Below are 18187 nucleotides of genomic sequence, written 5' to 3'. Positions count from 1 at the left end.
CCGGTCGCGCGCCTGGCCGGAGGGCCAGAGCCTGCCTGGATTGGAGCCGATGACCGATGGCCGTTGACCCCGCTCAGACCCAGGTCACACCCGATGGCCGCGTAGAGCTCGCCGACGTGGGTCCCATCGAACACAGCAGGTTCTACAACCCCGAACTGGCGCCGGTGCCGATCAAGGATCGCACCTGGACGACGTACAACTTCTTCGCGCTGTGGATGGGCATGGCGCACAACATCCCGAGCTACACGCTGGCCGCGAGCCTCATCGCGATCGGGATGGACTGGGTCCAGGCGTTCATCACGATCACGCTCGGCAACCTGATCGTGCTGATCCCGATGCTGCTGAACAGCCACGCGGGCACGAAGTACGGCATCCCGTTCCCGGTGTTCGCCCGCGCGTTCTACGGCGTGCGGGGCGCGAACCTCGTGGCGCTGCTCAGGGCGTTCATCGCGTGCGCGTGGTTCGGTATCCAGACGTGGGTCGGCGGCAAGGCCCTGCACGTGATCATCGGCAAGCTCGCTGGAGACCCTTGGATCAAGGCACCGCAGATAGGCGGCCAGCCCTGGACGTTGTGGCTGTGCTTCTTCGGCTTCTGGGTCGTGCAGATGCTGATCATCTGGCGGGGCATGGACGCGATCCGGCGGTTCGAGAACTGGACCGCGCCGCTCGTCAGCATCGGTTTCCTCATCCTGCTCGGGTACGTCGTCGGCAAGGCCGGCGGGTTCGGGCCGATCCTGCAGGAGCCGAGCAAGCTGGGCTGGGGCGCGGACTTCTGGAAGATCTTCTTTCCCGCGTTGATGGGCATGATCGCGTTCTGGTCCACGCTCAGCCTCAACATGCCGGACTTCACGCGGTTCGGCGGCAGCCAGAAGAAGCAGATCACCGGTCAGATCCTCGGTCTGCCGACGACGATGAGCTTCATCGCGATCATCGCCATCCTGACGACGTCCGGCGCGCAGGCGTTGTACGGGCAGGCGATCTGGGACCCGGCCGACCTCGCCAGCCGGTTCGACAGCACGCTGGTCGTGCTCGTGGCGCTCATCTCGCTCGTGCTGGCGACGATCAGCGCGAACCTCGCGGCGAACGTGGTGAGCCCCAGCTACGACTTCTCCAACGCGTTCCCCAAGAAGATCACCTTCGCGCTCGGCGGGCTGATCACCGGGGTGATCGGCATCGTGATCCAGCCGTGGCGGCTGATCAGCGACCCGAACATCTACATCTTCGCGTGGCTCGGGTTCTACGGCGGGCTGCTCGCGGCCGTCGCGGGCGTGTTTGTCGCCGGGTACTGGGTGCTGAACAAGACCGCACTGAAGCTGCAGGACCTCTACGAGGACGGCACGGGCGCGTACTGGTTCAACGGCGGCTGGAACTGGAAGGCCGTGGTCGCGACGGTGATCGGCGGCGTGCTCGCCGTCGGCGGCGCGTACGGCGGACCATTTCCGGCCGACGGCTTGATTCCGTTGCTCAAGCCGCTCTACGACTACAACTGGGTCGTCGGGTTCGTCGCGGGGTTCGCCGCCTATCTCGCACTGTCCCTACGCACTAAGGAGACCGCCAGGTGAGCAACATCGTCCGGGCCGGACTGGTTCAGCAGAAGTGGACGGGTGAGAAGGAGTCGATGATCGCGAACGCGGTCGAGCACATCCGGACCGCCGCGTCGCAGGGCGCCCAGGTGGTGTGCCTCCAGGAACTCTTCTACGGCCCCTACTTCTGCCAGGTGCAGGACGCGGACTTCTACTCCTACACCGAGGGCATCCCCGACGGCCCGACCACCGAGCTGATGTGTCAGGTCGCCGAGCAGAACGGCGTCGTGCTGATCGTGCCGATGTACGAGCAGGAACAGCCCGGCGTCTACTTCAACACCGCGGCCGTGATCGACGCGGACGGCACGTACCTCGGCAAGTACCGCAAGAACCACATCCCGCAGGTGAAGGGCTTCTGGGAGAAGTTCTACTTCAAGCCGGGCAACCTCGGTTACCCGACGTTCGACACCGCGGTCGGCCGCATCGGCGTCTACATCTGCTACGAGCGGCACTTCCCCGAGGGCTGGCGCGCGCTCGGCCTGGCCGGCGCGAAGATCGTGTTCAACCCGTCCGCCACGAGCCGCAGCCTCAGCGAGTACCTCTGGAAGCTGGAGCAGCCCGCGGCGGCCGTGGCGAACGAGTACTTCGTCGGCGCGATCAACCGCGTGGGCGTGGAACCGTTGGGCGACAACGAGTTCTACGGCCAGACGTACTTCGTCAACCCGCGCGGGCAGCTGGTCGGTGACGCGGCCAGCGACACCGAGGAAGAGGTCGTCGTGCGCGACCTCGACATGGACCTGCTCGCCGAGGTGCGCGACCTGTGGGCGTTCTACCGCGATCGCCGCCCCGACACCTACGAGGGGCTGGTCACGCCATGAGCATCCTGATTCGCAACGGGCTCGTCGTGAACGCGACGGGCACGCACGCCGCCGACGTGCTCGTCGACGGCGAGAAGATCGCGGCACTGGTCACGCCGGGGTTCGACCTGCAGGCCGACGAGACCATTGACGCGCAAGGAAAGTACGTCATCCCTGGCGGCATCGACGCGCACACGCACATGGAGATGCCGTTCGGCGGCACCCAGTCCGCGGACACGTTCGAGACGGGCACCACGGCGGCCGCGTGGGGCGGCACGACGACGATCATCGACTTCGCCGTGCAGGCCAAGGGCACGTCACTGCTGTCCACAATGGACAAGTGGCACGAGAAGGCCGACGGGAACTGCGCGATCGACTACGGGTTTCACATGATCATCTCCGACGTGAACGACACGTCGCTCAAGGAAATGGAGTCGTGCATCAGCCAGGGCGTGAACAGCTTCAAGATGTTCATGGCCTACCCCGGCGTCTTCTACGCCACGGACGGCGAGATCCTGCGCGCGATGCAGAAGGCCCGCGAGACCGGCGCCACGATCATGATGCACGCCGAGAACGGCATCGCGATCGACCAGCTCGTCGCGCAGGCCCTCGCGGAAGGCAAGGGCGAGCCCGTCCAGCACGGCCTGACGCGGCCACCGGAGCTGGAAGGTGAGGCGACCAGCCGGGCGATCCAGCTCGCGAAGGTCACCGGCTCGCCGCTCTACATCGTGCACCTGTCCGCGGCACAGGCGTTGGACGCGGTCACGAGGGCGCGCGACACCGGGCAGAACGTGTTCGCCGAGACGTGCCCGCAGTACCTGTACCTGTCGCTGGAAGACCTCGCCAAGCCGGGGTTCGAGGGCGCGAAGTACGTCGCCTCTCCCCCGCTGCGGCCCATGGAGCACCAGGGCGAGCTGTGGCGTGGCCTGCGCACGAACGACCTGTCGATCGTGTCGACCGACCACTGCCCGTTCTGCTTCAAGGACCAGAAACAGCTGGGCGTGGGCGACTTCTCGAAGATCCCCAACGGCATGCCGGGCGTCGAGCACCGGATGGACCTGCTGCACCAGGGCGTGGTGAAGGGCGAGATCACGGTCAACCGGTGGGTGGAGATCGCCGCCACGACTCCGGCGCGCATGTTCGGCCTGTACCCGCGCAAGGGCGTGATCGCCCCCGGCGCGGACGCGGACATCGTGATCTACGACCCGGCCGCCCGCCAGACGATCTCGGCCGAGACGCACCACATGGCCGTCGACTACTCGGCCTACGAGGGCTTCGAGGTCACCGGCAAGGTCGACACCGTGCTGTCGCGCGGTCGGGTGGTGCTCACGGGCGGAACGTTCCGTGGCGCGGCCGGGCAGGGCAAGTTCCTTGAGCGCGAGCTCAACCAGTACCTGATCTGAGAATGGAGTCCTCGTGGATTTCGGTGTCGTGCTGCAGACGGACCCGCCGGCGCGGGACGTCGTCTCGGGGCTGAAAGCCGCCGAGGACTGCGGGTTCCGCTACGGCTGGACGTTCGACTCGTGCGTGCTGTGGCAGGAGCCGTTCGTCATCTACTCGCAGGTGCTGGCGGCCACGAAGGAGCTGATCGTCGGCCCGATGGTCACCAACCCGTCGACGCGCGACTGGTCGGTGACGGCGTCGCTGTTCGCCACGCTCAACGACATGTTCGGCAACCGCACGGTGTGCGGCATCGGCCGCGGCGACTCGGCGCGCCGGGTCATCGGCCAGAAGCCGGCGACGCTGGGTGTGCTCGGCGAGGCCATGCACGTGATCAAGGAACTGGCCGAGGGCCGCGAGGTCCAGCACCACGGCACGCCCGTGCGCATCCCGTGGGTGCGCGACGGCAAGCTGGAGATCTGGATGGCCGCGTACGGTCCCAAGGCGCTGAAGCTGGTCGGTGAACAGGCCGACGGCTTCATCCTGCAGACCGCCGACCCGGACATCGCCCGCTGGACCATCGGCGCGGTCCGCGAAGCCGCGACCGCGGCGGGCCGCGACCCGTCGGCCATCACGATGTGCGTGGCCGCGCCCGCGTACGTCGGCACCGACCTGCCGCACCAGCGCGAGCAGCTGCGCTGGTTCGGCGGCATGGTCGGCAACCACGTGGCGGACCTCGTCGCGCGGTACGGCGACTCCGGCGTGGTGCCGAAGGCGTTGACGGACTACATCAAGGGCCGCGAGGGGTACGACTACTCCCACCACGGCAAAGCGGGCAACCGGTCCACCGATTTCGTTCCGGATGAAATCGTCGACCGGTTCTGCTTGGTCGGCCCGGAACAGGCACACGTGGATCGCCTTCAGGAGTTGAAGGAAATCGGAGTCGATCAGTTCTCGCTGTATCTGATGCACGACGAGAAGGACAAGACCCGCGAAGCGTACGGATCCTCGATCATTCCGGCAATCTGACGCCGTTAATTCGTTCCGGCCTGCGGACCATCAGCCCGCAGGCCGGAGCAACGAACACGCTAACCGGACTGCGGCAGCGCGTGGTGGTCGGCCAGCACCGCCACCATTGCCGCCCGCGTCGACACGTCCAGCTTCGCGAAGATCCGCCGCAGGTGCGTCGACACCGTGTAGAGCGAGATCTCCAGCACGGCGGCGATCATCTTGTTGGTGTGCCCCAGCCCCACCATCCGGGCGATCTCCCGTTCCCGCGGTGACAACAGATCCACCGGATCCGGGTTCAACGGCAACAGCAGGCACCGAACCCCCAGTTCCTGCGTGTCGAGCAGCGGAGCGTCCCCCGACGACTCCCCCAGCTCGGCGACGCGACGTACGAGCGCGCGTAGCAGTGATCTGACGCGGTCGTCCTCCATCACTTCTTGTCGATCCATGAACGCCCTCCCCCGGCGTGTTGGAACCGCTCCCCCGAGCGAATCGCGCAAGGTTCCAGTAACCAGGAAAGCGCAATCCGCCATTCGCCGCGTCCCCGATTCGTGTGACACACGTGTGCAGTAGCTCAATCGCACGCCAATGGAATGTGTGACTTTTCCCAGCTCAACGGCGCAGGTGGACTGTGCGACAGGCCAGGGAAGAGGAGCCACATCATGACGCAGCAGTTGGAATACGAGGAGTTCCTCGGCAACGTCCTGGGTGAAGGCGAGGACGAGCTGGAGGCCGAGGAGGAACTCGAGGGCGAGTACGAGAGCGAATTCGAGGAGGAGCTGGAAGCCCTCGTCGGGCAGCACGAGTACGAGCTCGAGGACGAAGCCAGGCACCACGAGTACGAAGACGAAGCCAGGTACCACGAGTACGAGGACGAGGGCGAGGAGTTCTTCAAGCGGATCGGCCGCGGGCTGCGCCGCTTCGGGCGCATCGCGAGCCGGGGGCTGAAGGTGTTGCGGCCGCTGGCGAAGATCGCCGCCCCGATGATCGGTACCGCGCTCGGCGGTCCGCTGGGCGGACTGGCGGGCAAGGCGATCGGGTCGCTGCTGGAGAGCGAGTACGAGGACGAGGCCGAGTTCGAGGAGGAGCTCGCGCGTCCGATCAGCGCCACCCACGCGCAGGCCGAGGCGCTCGCCGCCAGTGCGGCGCACGCCGAGTCGGAGGGCGAGGCCGAGGCGCTCGTCGGCGCGGCCGCCAGCACGTTGCTCAGCAGGCCGGACCGCCGCGCGCTGCGCAAGGTCCACGCCGACCTCGTGCGCGGGGCGTCGGTGCTCGCCGAACTGCTGCACCGCAACAAGGCCACCCGCGCGTACACCGGCATCGTTCCGTCCATTGTAGACCGGACGGCGAACACGCTGACCAAGTACGCCCGCAGCGGCCGGCCGCTGAACAGCCAGGTTGTCGGACACGCGCTGGGCGCGCACGCCACGCGCGTGCTGGCCGATCCACAGGCCGCGCGCCAGGCGCTGACCAGGCACGTCCGCGGCGTGCGCAAGGCGCGGCAGCTCGGGATGGTCGCCACCTATCCGGGACCGCTGCGCGCGCCGGTCGTGAACGGGTCCGCGTCGAAGCGTCCGGGCCGGTCGACCGTGCAGGTGACGACGCCGGTGCGGGTGCCGACCGCGAACGGCTCGCGGCTGGTGCGGGTGGTCTCGCACGTGAAGGTGCCCGAGGGGGCGGTGCCGGCCGGTCGCACGGCGAGTGTCCGGCAGGACAACGAGTTCTAGGGGGAATTCGATGAGGCGCAACGGTTACCCGGTGATCGAGGGCGAGCTGGAGGGCGAGTACGAGCTCGAGTGGGAGGGCGAGTACGAGACCGAGTTCGAGTGGGAGGACGAGGACGAGGGCGAGTGGGAGAACGAGTTCGAGAACCTCGTCCGCGAGCTGGAGTTCGAGGAGGAATACGAGTACGAGGACGAGCTCGAGGAGGAGTACGAGGCGGAGTGGGAGGACTTCGCCAACCCCAACCTCCGTGCCAGCCGGCTCGGCGTCGCGCAGGAAGCCGAGCTCATGGCGCACTTCGCCAGCATGGCCGCGAACGCCGAGAGCGAGGCCGAGGCCGAGGCGTTCCTCGGTGCGCTGGTCCCGCTGGCGGCGCGGATCCTGCCCAAGGCGCTGCCGGTGATCCGGAAGGTCGGCCCGCAGCTGATCAAGGGGGTCGCGAACGTCGGGCGCCAGCTGTGGAAGCGGCCGGAGACGCGGCAGCTGGTGAAGGCCGTGCCGGACGCCGTGCTGAAGACCGCCGGTGACCTCGCCGGGCAGTGGGCCGACGGCAAGGACATCAGCTGGCGCAAGGCGGCGGGCACGTTCGGCAAGAACATGGCCGACACGCTGCGCTCCAACCGCACCGGCGCCGTCCGCGCGACCAACCAGCTCAACCGCAGGCACCAGCAACGCCAGTCGGGCCACGGCGGCCGCCGCGCGAGCGGCTACCGCACGCCGGCCCGTCGTCGTCGCCAGCCCACCGCACAGCGTCGCGTCGCCGGCAGGCGTCGCCGTGGTTGCTGAGCTCCTCGCGCCGCAGGCCCGCCGGACCGGACCGGCGGACGCCGCCGGCGCGTCCGATCACCTGCGCACCTGGGTGCTCAGCCAGGCTCAGAACGTCGTGCGGCACCGGGAAGGCCTGCGGCCCTTTCGGTTCGACGAGTTCGGCGATCCGGCGACCGGCCCGAGCAAGGGGCACGTCAAGGCGGTCAACGACCTCCTCGGCACGCTCCGCAAGCCGCTCGGCAAGGTCCTCGCACAACTCGAACGCGCGGCTTCGGAGGCCGTCGACGAGCCGAGCCGAGCTCGGCTGACGCGTCTGCTGGAGCTGAAGTCCAAGGCACACGACTGGGTTCGCGCCACCGAACAGGTCTGGGACTTCTACCTCGAGCTGTTCGGGCAACGGCAGTCGGCGTTCGCACCGTGGCTGGTGGCGTGCGACCGCATCGCGCTGGACTGCTACCAGTACGCGTACCTCGGCATCGGGGTGACGCGGTCGGTGCCCGCACCGCCGCCGTTCGCGTACATGCGCACGGGTTTCTCCCCCGCCACCTACCGGCGTGGGATCCGGCTCAGCAAGATCGGGAAGCAGCTCAACCCGTTCGCGCTGATCCAACTGCCGTACCACCGGCTGCTGAACCCGTGGACGCTCGGCGCGATCCTGCACGAGGTCAGCCACAACCTGCAGAACGACCTCGGGTTGCAGAAGACCGTGCCGGTGACGATCGCGCGCAGGCTGCTGGACGCGGGCCTGCCCCGGTCGGTGGCGGCCGTGTGGACCCGGTGGAACCGCGAGATCTTCGCGGACATGTCCGGGCTGCTGCTCGGCGGTCCCGCGGCGGTCGGCTCGTTGTTCGACGTGGTGGGCAGGTCGCGGCGCCAGACGCTGACCTACTCGCCGGGCGGGGTGCATCCCACGCCGTACCTGCGTGCGTTCCTGTCCGTCGAGTTGTTGCGGCGCATGGGGTTTCCGCTCGAGGCGGAGGCGCACCTGCGGACGTGGCGGTCGCTCTACCCGGACACGCGCGGGTCGGACATCCCTTCGGAGTTGCTGAAGACCGCGCGCACCGCCGTTCCACTGGTGGTGGACGCGGTGTGCGGCACGAAGTATCCGACGCTGGGCGGCCGGACCCTGTTGCGCGTGCTGCGGTTCCAGCCGAAGGAGCAGGCGATGATCGAGGAGGCGGCCGGCCGGCTCGCCGAGGGTGTGGACCCCGGCGTGGTGCCCGAACGGTTCCTCATCGGGGCCGTGCGTCACGCGATCGAGCGGGAGCTGGCGCCGCCGGAACGCCTGATGCACAACTTCTTCGCGGAACTGGGGAGGAGGTCGCGATGAGCGTGCGAACGGAAGTGCCGCAACTACGCGACGCCGTCGCCCGCCTGCACGACTCGTGGCGCGAGCTGAACGTGACGGTGACGGAGGACAAGCCCACGGGCGTGGGCCTCGCGGTCGCCGACGACGTGCAGGAAGCGGTCGTCGACGGTCTGTCCTACTTGGACAGCGCGTTGCGCGAGCTCGACGGCGGGGCCAGCCCGGCCCGCGTCTACGCGGCGGCGGTCGAGCTGGAGGCGTTGCGGCGCAGGTACGACGAACGCATGCGGTCCTACCTCGCGGTCAGCGATCTGCTGGTCGGGATCAGGGGCCACGGGCCGGAGTGGCGCGGCTGGGCCGGTTCGGTCATCTCCGGCGGTGAAAGGTGCGCCGAACCGCTGCAGGCGGTGAGCGATGCGCTGATGAGGTGCTGGCGCGAGATCACGGATGAAGGGGGAGGTACACGATGAACGACATTGACGACGACAAGCGCGATCGCGGCGCCGCACTCCGCAACCCGCACGACATCGACGCAGCGTTCCCGATTCTCACCAAGGACGTCGGCACGGTCACGCCGTCGTCGACGGACCGGGGCGAGGGCGAGCTGGGCCGGCTGGCCAGCAACGCGATCAGCGACGTGCTGGGCTGGAAGTTCCGGCCCGGTGACGCCAAGGGTTTCGTGGCCGCGCTGAGCGGCAGCTTCGACCTGACGCAGATCGAGGGGCACACGGAGGCGACCTGGCGGCCGCGCGGCTATGCCGTGCAGGCGGATCTCGGCGCGGTCACCGGCGCGCAGGCGTCGCTCGCGGCCCGTGCGCGGACCGCGATCAAGGACTCGCTGACGTTGCTCGACGCGCTGACGCCGCTGCGGGTGGACTTCGACCCGCAGGACGCGGAACTGTTCCGCAGCCTGGTGCGCGACGACATGCGGGGGCTGCTGCACGAGTTCGAAAGCCCGCTGATCCGGGTGCCGAAGGTGGACCAGCTGTTCGCGATGCTGCTGTTCAACTCCGCCATCGACGTCGACACCAGGCGTGGGGGCGTGGGCGGCGGCCCGATCACCGACGAGAACGTCGGCGGTCACCTCGGGCGGCTGCGCGACGAGTTCGGCCTGATCTCCCGGCTGGTCAACACCATCGAGGAGGAACGGGTGCAGACCTCGTTCATCACGCTGGTGGACTGGAACGTCTCGCTCTTCGAGGGGTGGACCCGCGTGCGCGCCAGGATCGACCCGTTCAACCCGCCGACGGACTCCAGCGGCTTCTTCGGCCCGGCGCTGATCGCGTTGTCGCAGCTGATGGCCGCGACGGCCGCGCAGGTCGAGGAACTCTGGGCGGCGCTGGACTCGGTGCTCATCAACGCCGGCGAGCGCGAGGTGCTGCGGGTTCCGGTGCCACCGGTGATCCCAACAGGCGGCGGTGGTAGCGACCTGGACACGGCGCCGAAGGAGTCCATGACGCTCGGCGGACTGACCCGGTGGGTGCACGAGTTCGCGCTCAACGACGGAAAGAAGATGGCCGAGCTGGGCAAGGACGGCGTCGACAACGCGTTCGTCCAGGTCGCGCGGCGGTTGCAGGACATCGTCGGCGCGCTGCCGAGGAGGTTCCGGACGCCACCGGGCGAGGACAACACCAGGGACTTCGCCAACACGCTGCCGGCCGGGTTCTTCAGCAGGCGTGTGCAGATCGCGATCGACGAGCTGCACGACGACCTGCAGGAGATCGTGCGGATCGCCCAGTCCGTGCACCACCCCGACGACTTCCTGCCCGAGTCCAACGGGTCGGCGAAGCTCTCGGACAAGCAGATCGACGACCTGGTGGCGCGGCTCAAGGCCGAACTGAGCCCACCGGCCAAACCGCGGCCCCGCCCGCGGCCCAAGGCGTAGCGGGGAGGGATCGAGATGGCAACCGAGAAGGAGTACAAGGAGCTCTTCGACCGGGTGGCGGCCCTGCGGGGGCAGGTCGCCAACCGGCTCGCGGGAGAGCTCACGTCCAACCCGCAGCTCGCGGACTCGTTGATCCGGCAGATCGACGACATGCTCGACAGCGTCGAGACCGCCGAGCGGGCCAAGCCGTCCGCACCGGACGGCGGGCTCGGCCAGTTGGTCGGCATCGGCCCGGAGGCGGCGCAGACGCTCGGGCAGACCGCGTTGCCGCGCGGTGTCGAGAGCTACGACGAGAACGTCGCGTCCGAGCGGATCTACGCGGTCGGCGACCTGTACTACCTGTACCAGCACGAGCGGATCGGCGTTTTCCGCGTGGTGCAGAAGCTGCAGGAGCTGTTCCAGGGCGGCGCGATCCGCCTCTCCGACGGCGTGGGCGCGTTCGGGCTGTACAAGTTCGACCGGCGCGACGTGCTGCGGTACACGAAGAAGGACCGCATCTCGGCGTACCGGCGGATCCTGGGCTACGGCAAGGGATCCGGGTCCGCGAACTCGCGGCCGAACACCGACTTCCACCGGCTGTTCGTGCACCTGAACAACCAGATCGCGTTGTTCTGGCGGGACAAGCGGATCTCGGACGTGATCCGGGCGCGGGCGTACGACCCGTCGTTCGGCAGCATCGCGGTGGTGCGCCGCGCGGGGCTGGACCTCAGGAACAACCTGAAGTTCACGTCCTACGGCCACCTCAACGTGTTGCGCGTCGAGGTCATGCAGCTGCTGGAGGAGGCTTTCAAGATCCTCAACGCGGAGGACGTGAAGGACCTCTTCGGCGCGGCCAACGCGTGGGACGTCGTGGACGAAGTCCTGATCCGCTACTTCGACGAGCGTCTCGTGACCTCGCCTCGGCAGCGGATGGGCGTCACCGGACGGCAGGTGCTGCGCTGGCTCGCCGGCCCGAACCTGCTGGAGACGACGCGCGCGGAGTTCGAGACGCTGCTGCTGGAGGTCGCGGAACCGGCCGAGGAGTGGATCACCTCGGCGCAGTCGCTGCGGGTCGCCGAGCGGACGGACATCGAGCGGGTCCTGCCGTGGGACGCGCACCGGCCGGTCGGTGTGGCGGCGCCTTCGGACCTGCCCGCGTATTCGAGGCGCGGCGGGCTCGGGGCGTACAAGGGCAGCGGCCTCGCCGCGGTCAACGGCCACAAGCGGTGAGCTGTGCTGGCGCGGGCACTGGGATACGCGGCGGCGAACCGGCGTCGTTTCATCGACGACGTCGTCCGGTTCGCCGCGATCCCCAGTGTCAGCGCCGATCCCGGCCACCGTGCGGACGTGCACCGGGCAGCGACATGGCTGGTGCGCCGGCTGCGGCGCGCCGGGCTGTCCGGCGTGCGGGCGGTCCGCACCGGTGGCCATCCGCTGGTGGTGGCCCGCGCTGACGCGGGCCGCCACCGGCCCACCGTGCTCGTCTACGGGCACTACGACGTGCAGCCGCCGGGTCCGTTGGTGGAATGGCACTCCCCGCCGTTCACGCCGACTCTTACCGGCGATCTGCTTTACGGCAGAGGGGTTTCGGACGACAAGGGCCAGCTCCTGACGCACGTCGCGGCGGTGGAGAGCTGGCTGCGCACGGCGGGCCGGCCCCCGGTCAACGTGCGGTACGTGTTCGACGGCGAGGAGGAGATCGGCAGCCGTTCGTCGATGCCGTTCCTCGACCGGATGAACGCGGACCTCGTCGTGATCAGCGACACGGAGATGGCGGCGCCGGACGTGCCGTCGTTGACGATCTCCTTGCGCGGCAACGTGAAGCTGACGGCGGTGGCTCAGGGCAGGGCCACCGATCTGCACGCGGGACGGTTCGGTGGTGCGGTTCCCCAGGCCGCCCTCGAACTGTCCCGCCTCCTCGCGTCGCTGAGCGATCATCCGATGCTGCGGCCCGCTCGTGACTTCGCTTCCGGTCCGGCGTTGACCGTCACCTCCCTGCGCGCCGGGTCCGGCGCGGGCGCGATTCCCGCGCGGGCGTGCGCGACGCTGGACATCCGGATCGGTCCCGATCAGCGGCCCGAGCAGATCGAACGCTTCGTGCGGCGATTCTTCCGCGAGCGGACTTGTTCCGACGTTCGGGTCGGTTTGCGCCGAAACGGTTCCGCTGCCGGGTTTTCATCGCAGACTGATGGATGGGCCGTGGCCGCCGCTGCCCGCGCCTGCCGGCGCGGGTTCGGGCACTCCCCCGTGCTGGTGCGGTCCGGCGGTTCGATCCCGGTGGCGGGCAGGTTCGCCGCCCGCGGCATTCCCGTGCTGCTACTGGGTTTCGGGCTCCCGGACTCGCGGATGCACGCCCCGGACGAGCGACTCTCGTTGCACGCGTTCACCCGCGGCGTCGACACCGCGACGGCCCTGCTGCACGAACTTTCACAACCGTAACAACTCAGGGGGAAGGTACAGATGCAGGTTCTCGACTATTCAGCGGGTTTCCCCGGTGCCGCGGCGATCGCGGAGGCCGGCTTCAGCGGTGCCGTTCGCTACATCGGTTTCCCGAACAACCCGAAGTGCACCACGGCAGCGGAACTCGAAGACTTCGCCGAGCACGATCTCGGCATGGCGCTGGTGTACGAGCACACCGCGGGCGACTGGCGTGCGGGCTACGACGGCGGTGTCGCCTCGGCCCGCCGTGCGCGAGAGCACGCGGACGCCATCGGATTCCCGTCGGACCGCCCGATCTACTTCGCGGTCGACCAGGACGTGGTGCACGAGCACGAGTTCCAGGCCGCCATGGAATACCTGCGCGGCGCGGCCGAGGAGCTCGGCGGCGTCGAGTTCGTCGGCGTGTACGGCGAGCACGACATCGTGTCGCGGGCGGCCGCCGAGGAGGTCGCGTCCTACTTCTGGCAGTGCCGCGCGTGGTCCGGCACGCCGGTGCGGCTCTTCGAGGCACGGCACCTCTACCAGCACGCCGAGCAGCGGGTCGTCGGTGGTGTGCAGTGCGACATCAACGACGTGCTGATCGAGGAGGACTGGGGACAGCACGACGCCGAGCGCGAGGAACCGAACCCGGACCACGAGCGCATCCGCGAGGCGATCGACCTGCTGCAGCAGATCCTCGATGGCTCGGACGACTCCGATGAGTCCGATGAGGACTCCGACGACGAGGAAGCGGCCGCGTTGATGACGCACGGCGAGGCTCGGGTGGTCGACGCTCTGCGGGACCTGGCAACGGGTTCGGGCGACGTCGGCGTGCTGGCGAAGGCCCTGGCGCCCCTCCTGCCTCGGGGCGTCACGGCGGATTCGTTCGCGCAGGCCCTCTCCGCCGAGCTGGCCGCCTAGTGCCGTTAAGGCCACCTTCACTGCGTTGAACGCAGTGAAGGTGGCCTTAACGGTGGTCAACGGATCGCGCGGGTGCGACCGTCCCAGGGAGCATTGATGAGCGATGGCAGGAACTCACTCAATTGCCTGGGATAGATGGTGTCCTCGGTGGCGTCCAGCTCCGCCTGCGTCCACCACCGGAACTGCTTGACGGTCGCGAACTCGACCTCGTTGAAGCCCGACGTGTCGACGGTGTGGCCGTCGACCTTGGCGTGGAAGAACCACTCCTCGGCGTCGAAGGTCTCGCCGTCGAAGCTGAACACCGCGCGCCGCCGCCACACCGGGCCGGCGAGCTGGTCGTCGGTGAGGCGGAGGCCCGTCTCCTCGAAGGCTTCCCGCAGGGCGCAGTCGCGGAGTTCCTCGCCCTGCTCGACGCCACCGCCGACGGTGAACCAGAAGAGCTCCTGCGGCCGTGCGGGATCGTGGCCCTGGAACAACAAGACGCGGCCGTCGCGGTCGGTCAGCACGACGCGCGCGGACGGCCGGGGCGTGAGCACGACCGCCTCGGCCTCCTCGACCGGTTCGGCGATCTCGAAGTACGAGGGCTGCGGCGCGGTGCCGGACAGCTTGAGCCACCGCACCACCCGGCGCCGCCGTTGCACGAGCGTGTCGCGCACGGCGTCGTTGTGCACGCGGCGGGCGAGCACGACCCGTTGCTCGGCGTCGGCAAGTTCAGCGGCGAGCGCGGGCGGCAGCACGGACCGGTCGACCGCGCCGAGCATGCGGCTGAGCTCGTTCTCGGCGGCCTCGCGCTCGGACCGGTCGGCGCGTTCGGCGCGGTCCGCCATCAGGGAAAGCTCGGAGTTGAGCAGGGCGCGGGTGACGACGGCCCGCCGTGCCAGCGCGGCGTCGAGCGCGGCCCACGCGGCGTCGGTGCGGACGTGCAGGCGGTCCAGGCGGTTCGCGATGCCCAGCAGCCACGGGCCGATCACGACCGCCAGGCCCAGCACGACGACCAGGGTGGTGATCACGCCTCGGCCACCCGCCGCGGGTTGGCCGCCATCGCCGTCTCATAGACGCGCAACACCTGTCCGGCGACCACCGACCAGTCGAACGCCTGCACCCGTTGCCGAGCGCTCTCGACGTAGTCGTCGCGAAGTCGCTTGTCCTGCAAGAGGTTCCTCAGGGCGTTCGCCAGGGCATCGGCGTCGCCGACCGGTGTCAGCACGCCCGCCTTGCCGTCGTCGAGCACGCGCCGGAACGCGTCGAGGTCACTCGCCGCGACGGCCGCCCCGGCCGCCATCGCCTCGGTGAGGATGATCCCGAAGCTCTCGCCACCGGTGTTGGGCGCGCAGTACACGTCCACGCTGCGCAATACACGCGCCTTCTCCTCGTCCGACACCTGGCCGAGGAAGTCGATGCGGTCGTGGATGTCCAGGTTCTTCAGCTCGTCCGCGTCACCGCGGCCGACGACGAGCAGCCGCACGTCCGGCATGTCCAACTGCCGGAAGGCGTCCAGCAGCACCGGAAATCCCTTGCGCGGCTCGGTGAAGCGGCCGATGAAGCCGATCGTGCCGGTCGGTTTCGGGTAGCCGTCGAGCGGTTTCGCTCCCGCGAAGAAGTCGACGTCCACGCCGTTGGGAATCTCCACGGCGTCGCCACCGAGGTGCTCGACCTGCACGCGCCGCGCGAGCGCCGACACCGCGATGCGCGCGGTGATCTTCTCCAGGAACGGTTGCAGCACCGGCTGGAACGCCGTCAGCATCTTGGACTTCGGCGTGGACGTGTGGAACGTGGCGACGATCGGCCCGTCCGACACCATCAGCGCGAGCATGGACAACGACGGCGCCACCGGCTCGTGCAGGTGCAGCACGTCGAACTCGTGGTCGGCGATCCACCGCCGCACCCGCGCGTACGACATCGGTCCGAACGACAGCCGCGCCACGGACCCGTTGTACGGAATGCCGAGCGCTTTCCCCGCGGGCGTAACGAAATCCGGCAGCTTCGTGTCCTCGTCCGCCGGCGCGAGCACGTTCACGTCGTGCCCGAGCTTCTGCAGTGCACGCGCGAGGTCAACGACGTGAGCCTGCACCCCTCCGGGAACCTCGAAGGAGTACGGGCACACGATCCCGACCTTCATGACGCGCGCCTGCGCGCCAGCGCTTTGCGCTTGCTCTCCGGAAGGTCGTTGAGCCACAGCTTCTGCAGCATGTGCCAGTCGGCGGGGTGCGCCGCGATGTCGGCGGCGAACACGTCCGCGAGCGCCTGCGTGGCGGCGTTGACGTTGCCGGTCTTGATCGGCGGGTGGATGCGGAACCCCCACCCGTCCTCGGTGAACCAGCACCCCACGGGCAGCAGCGCGGCCCCGGTCTGTGCGCTCAGGTGCGCCGGGCCGGCCGGCATCAACGTCTGCTCGCCGAAGAAGTTCACCGGGACACCACTGGACGTCAGGTCGCGATCTCCCAGCAGGCACACGACCTTGTTGTCGCGCAGTCGTTGCTTGAGGATCGTGGCAGGCGGCAGTTCGCCGCCGTTGAGCGGCAACACCTCGAACCCGAGCGTCTCGCGGAACTCGACGAACTTCCGGTACAGGGACTCGGGCTTGAGCCGCTCGGCGACCGTCGTGAACGTGCCGGAGTGCCCGACGAGCCACACGCCGGCCATGTCCCAGTTCCCGCTGTGCGGCAAGGCGATGATCGCGCCGGTTCCCTCGGCGAGGGCGGCGTCGAGGTTCTCCTGGCCGGTCACCAGGTCGTCACACCTGGTGTACACGTCTTTCAGGTCCATCGAGGGCAGCCGGAACGCCTCACACCAGTACCGCGCGTACGACCGCAGCGACTCCCGGACGAGGTCGTCGAGCTCCTCCTCGCCGGCCTGGGGGACCACTCTGGTCAGATTGGCCCGCAACTGCCGCACACCCGGCCCGTTCCGTTTGGCCGCCTGGTCGGCGCCGAACCGGAAGAGCGCTCTCGCCGTCCTGTCGGGCAGCATCCGGACCAGTCGCCACCCAGCCGCGTACCCGAACGTAGCGAGGCTCATACCTGCCGCCTCACCTTGAGCACGCGCTGGACGATCGTGACCACGACCAGCGCGGCCAGAATCCACATCGCGATCGGCAGCAGGTGCGGCACACCCAGATCCTGGAAGCCCGCACCCACCAACGCGATGATGAACCGCTCCGCGCGTTCCGCGATCCCGCCGTCGGCGTTGAGGCCCGACGCCTCCGCCCGCGCCTTGACGTACGAGATCACCTCGGCCCCGACGATCACGATGCACCCGGCGAACGCCGTCGGCTTGTCGCCGTGCGCGAACGAGAACCACATCAGCGAGCAGTAGACCGCCCCGTCGACGATCCGGTCGCACGTCGCGTCGAGCACGGCGCCGAACTTCGTCCCGCCGCCCTGCGCCCGCGCCATCGCGCCGTCGATCAGGTCCAGCAGGACGCAGGCGGTGATCAGCGCACTGCCGAGGAAGAGCTGCCCGCGCGGCAGGAACCACACCGCACACGCGATCGCCGCGGCGGAGCCCCCGAGGGTGACCACGTTCGGCGACAGGCCGCGGGCGACCAGCCACCTCCCGATCGGGTCGGTGACGCGCGAGACCGATTCACGAGCGAAGATGTTCAGCATGGCGAAGGCAGCCTAGCTGTGCAGAGTCCGTCAAGCTTCGCCGAGGCCGGGTGATCGCCGTCTGGGTGTCCGGCGTGGGCGGTCTGGCCCGCGTGGCGGGTACCGGTGGCGGGCTGGGGTGGGCGGTGTCGATGGGGACTGTGGGGCACTGGGCCCACGGCGGCCCGAGGTGGGCGGTGGGCTTGGGCCGCGCCACCGGCCGAAGCCCGCAGTGCGGAGGGTCCGCGGCGCCCTGGGCCCGCGGTGCGCTGTGGCCTGCGGGACCCGCCGCGCGCTGGCTCGCCACTCGCTGCGACCCGCAGTGCGCTGCCCCGCGGTGCGCTGGAGCGTGCGACAGCTGGGCCCTCGGTGCGCTGCGGCGCACCGTAAAACCCGCCCTGCACCGTGGTTCGCTGTGCGCCGTGGCCCCTCATGAGCTGCGGCCACCACCCGCTGCAGTCCGCCATCCGCCTGGGCCCGCATGCGCTGTGCCCCGGCGTTCACTGCTGTTCGCCAGCCGCGGCAACTCGCCGTCCGCCATAGCTCGCGGCCGCCGTGGCCGCTATCGCCGCTGCTCGCTGCCCGCTGGCCCGCCGCCGACTGCGGCTCGCATCCGCGACCGCCGCTATCCGCTGTGGCTCGCTATCCCCTGTGGCTCGCCGTCCGCTGTGGCTCGCCGTCCGCTGTGGCTCGCCGTCCGCTGTGGCTCGCCGTCCGCTGTGGCTCGCCGTCCGCTGTGGCTCGCCGTCCGCTGTGGCTCGCCGTCCGCTGTGGCTCGCCGTCCGCAGTGGCTCGCCGTCCGCAGTGGCTCGCCGTCCGCAGTGCTCGCCGTC

At 69.2% G+C, this 18187-nt stretch carries 16 protein-coding genes and 1 pseudogene; 12 read left to right on the top strand and 5 right to left on the bottom strand.

The genetic code is table 11. The annotated features are described in order from the left end of the window. Window positions 1-56: 56 nt before the first annotated feature. The 4 genes and pseudogenes from QSK35_RS28225 to QSK35_RS28210 all read left to right on the top strand — a co-directional run bounded on the left by QSK35_RS28225 (window position 57) and on the right by QSK35_RS28210 (window position 4789). Window positions 57-1608, top strand: a pseudogene (locus QSK35_RS28225) (NCS1 family nucleobase:cation symporter-1). Further along, complete coding sequence (locus tag QSK35_RS28220; protein WP_285750558.1) at window positions 1559-2401, top strand: nitrilase-related carbon-nitrogen hydrolase; 843 nt, start codon at window positions 1559-1561, stop codon at window positions 2399-2401. The pseudogene QSK35_RS28225 and the gene QSK35_RS28220 overlap by 50 nt, the downstream one beginning before the upstream one ends. Continuing rightward, entirely contained in the window at window positions 2398-3783 is a 1386-nt protein-coding gene (hydA, locus tag QSK35_RS28215) for a dihydropyrimidinase (protein ID WP_285750557.1), read from the top strand. The genes QSK35_RS28220 and hydA overlap by 4 nt, the downstream gene beginning before the upstream one ends. A 13-nt stretch (window positions 3784-3796) precedes the next feature. Beyond that, on the top strand, window positions 3797-4789 hold the full coding sequence (locus QSK35_RS28210; protein WP_285750556.1) for a TIGR03842 family LLM class F420-dependent oxidoreductase: 993 nt from the start codon (window positions 3797-3799) through the stop codon (window positions 4787-4789). A gap of 59 nt (window positions 4790-4848) precedes the next feature. Here QSK35_RS28210 and QSK35_RS28205 read toward each other — a convergent pair whose 3' ends face one another. Next, window positions 4849-5217: a response regulator transcription factor gene (locus QSK35_RS28205; RefSeq protein ID WP_285750555.1), complete on the bottom strand. Its 369-nt coding sequence runs from the start codon at window positions 5215-5217 to the stop codon at window positions 4849-4851. A 213-nt stretch (window positions 5218-5430) separates the two neighbouring features. Between QSK35_RS28205 and QSK35_RS28200 the strand changes: the two genes are divergently transcribed. From QSK35_RS28200 to QSK35_RS28165, 8 genes are read left to right on the top strand one after another with little or no spacing between them, the layout of a single operon-like run. Beyond that, a complete protein-coding gene (locus tag QSK35_RS28200; protein ID WP_285750554.1) occupies window positions 5431-6495 on the top strand; it encodes a hypothetical protein in 1065 nt (354 codons plus the stop codon). A gap of 10 nt (window positions 6496-6505) precedes the next feature. After that, complete coding sequence (locus QSK35_RS28195) at window positions 6506-7276, top strand: hypothetical protein (protein ID WP_285750553.1); 771 nt, start codon at window positions 6506-6508, stop codon at window positions 7274-7276. Beyond that, the gene (locus QSK35_RS28190; protein WP_285750552.1) at window positions 7266-8588 is read left to right on the top strand and encodes a hypothetical protein; all 1323 of its coding nucleotides are present in this window, start codon (window positions 7266-7268) and stop codon (window positions 8586-8588) included. Before QSK35_RS28195 ends, QSK35_RS28190 begins: the two co-directional genes overlap by 11 nt. After that, window positions 8585-9034, top strand: a complete 450-nt coding sequence (locus QSK35_RS28185; RefSeq protein WP_285750551.1) for a hypothetical protein — start codon at window positions 8585-8587, stop codon at window positions 9032-9034. Before QSK35_RS28190 ends, QSK35_RS28185 begins: the two co-directional genes overlap by 4 nt. Continuing rightward, a complete protein-coding gene (locus QSK35_RS28180) occupies window positions 9031-10449 on the top strand; it encodes a hypothetical protein (RefSeq protein WP_285750550.1) in 1419 nt (472 codons plus the stop codon). Before QSK35_RS28185 ends, QSK35_RS28180 begins: the two co-directional genes overlap by 4 nt. A gap of 15 nt (window positions 10450-10464) precedes the next feature. Further along, complete coding sequence (locus QSK35_RS28175) at window positions 10465-11658, top strand: hypothetical protein (RefSeq protein ID WP_285750549.1); 1194 nt, start codon at window positions 10465-10467, stop codon at window positions 11656-11658. 3 nt (window positions 11659-11661) lie between these two features. Next, a complete protein-coding gene (locus tag QSK35_RS28170; RefSeq protein ID WP_285750548.1) occupies window positions 11662-12867 on the top strand; it encodes a M20/M25/M40 family metallo-hydrolase in 1206 nt (401 codons plus the stop codon). A gap of 21 nt (window positions 12868-12888) precedes the next feature. Then, on the top strand, window positions 12889-13767 hold the full coding sequence (locus QSK35_RS28165; protein ID WP_285750547.1) for a DUF1906 domain-containing protein: 879 nt from the start codon (window positions 12889-12891) through the stop codon (window positions 13765-13767). 56 nt (window positions 13768-13823) lie between these two features. Here the strand turns inward: QSK35_RS28165 and QSK35_RS28160 are convergent, their stop codons facing one another. From QSK35_RS28160 to pgsA, 4 genes are read right to left on the bottom strand one after another with little or no spacing between them, the layout of a single operon-like run. After that, a complete protein-coding gene (locus tag QSK35_RS28160; RefSeq protein ID WP_285750546.1) occupies window positions 13824-14777 on the bottom strand; it encodes an NUDIX hydrolase in 954 nt (317 codons plus the stop codon). Continuing rightward, window positions 14774-15886 (bottom strand): glycosyltransferase family 4 protein, encoded by a 1113-nt coding sequence (locus QSK35_RS28155; protein WP_285750545.1) that lies wholly within the window; start codon window positions 15884-15886, stop codon window positions 14774-14776. The genes QSK35_RS28160 and QSK35_RS28155 overlap by 4 nt, the downstream gene beginning before the upstream one ends. After that, window positions 15883-16785 carry a phosphatidylinositol mannoside acyltransferase gene (locus QSK35_RS28150; RefSeq protein WP_285750544.1) on the bottom strand — a complete coding sequence of 301 codons (903 nt, stop codon included), beginning with the start codon at window positions 16783-16785 and terminating at the stop codon, window positions 15883-15885. Before QSK35_RS28150 ends, QSK35_RS28155 begins: the two co-directional genes overlap by 4 nt. Beyond that, window positions 16782-17375, bottom strand: a complete 594-nt coding sequence (gene pgsA, locus QSK35_RS28145) for a phosphatidylinositol phosphate synthase (RefSeq protein ID WP_285750543.1) — start codon at window positions 17373-17375, stop codon at window positions 16782-16784. The genes QSK35_RS28150 and pgsA overlap by 4 nt, the downstream gene beginning before the upstream one ends. Window positions 17376-18187: the final 812 nt, after the last annotated feature.

Origin of the sequence: Lentzea sp. NBRC 105346, from assembly GCF_030269605.1 — a bacterium.
GTDB lineage: Bacteria > Actinomycetota > Actinomycetes > Mycobacteriales > Pseudonocardiaceae > Lentzea.
This window is presented reverse-complemented; position numbering and strand designations above follow the sequence as displayed.

What these genes read in the sequence shown, in the direction of transcription:
- pgsA (WP_285750543.1), bottom strand. Translation starts at nt 17,375, where the DNA reads ATGCTGAACATCTTCGCTCGTGAATCGGTCTCGCGCGTCACCGACCCG.
- QSK35_RS28205 (WP_285750555.1), bottom strand. Translation starts at nt 5,217, where the DNA reads ATGGATCGACAAGAAGTGATGGAGGACGACCGCGTCAGATCACTGCTA.
- QSK35_RS28150 (WP_285750544.1), bottom strand. Translation starts at nt 16,785, where the DNA reads ATGAGCCTCGCTACGTTCGGGTACGCGGCTGGGTGGCGACTGGTCCGG.
- QSK35_RS28185 (WP_285750551.1), top strand. Translation starts at nt 8,585, where the DNA reads ATGAGCGTGCGAACGGAAGTGCCGCAACTACGCGACGCCGTCGCCCGC.
- QSK35_RS28195 (WP_285750553.1), top strand. Translation starts at nt 6,506, where the DNA reads ATGAGGCGCAACGGTTACCCGGTGATCGAGGGCGAGCTGGAGGGCGAG.
- hydA (WP_285750557.1), top strand. Translation starts at nt 2,398, where the DNA reads ATGAGCATCCTGATTCGCAACGGGCTCGTCGTGAACGCGACGGGCACG.
- QSK35_RS28200 (WP_285750554.1), top strand. Translation starts at nt 5,431, where the DNA reads ATGACGCAGCAGTTGGAATACGAGGAGTTCCTCGGCAACGTCCTGGGT.
- QSK35_RS28165 (WP_285750547.1), top strand. Translation starts at nt 12,889, where the DNA reads ATGCAGGTTCTCGACTATTCAGCGGGTTTCCCCGGTGCCGCGGCGATC.
- QSK35_RS28155 (WP_285750545.1), bottom strand. Translation starts at nt 15,886, where the DNA reads ATGAAGGTCGGGATCGTGTGCCCGTACTCCTTCGAGGTTCCCGGAGGG.
- QSK35_RS28175 (WP_285750549.1), top strand. Translation starts at nt 10,465, where the DNA reads ATGGCAACCGAGAAGGAGTACAAGGAGCTCTTCGACCGGGTGGCGGCC.
- QSK35_RS28180 (WP_285750550.1), top strand. Translation starts at nt 9,031, where the DNA reads ATGAACGACATTGACGACGACAAGCGCGATCGCGGCGCCGCACTCCGC.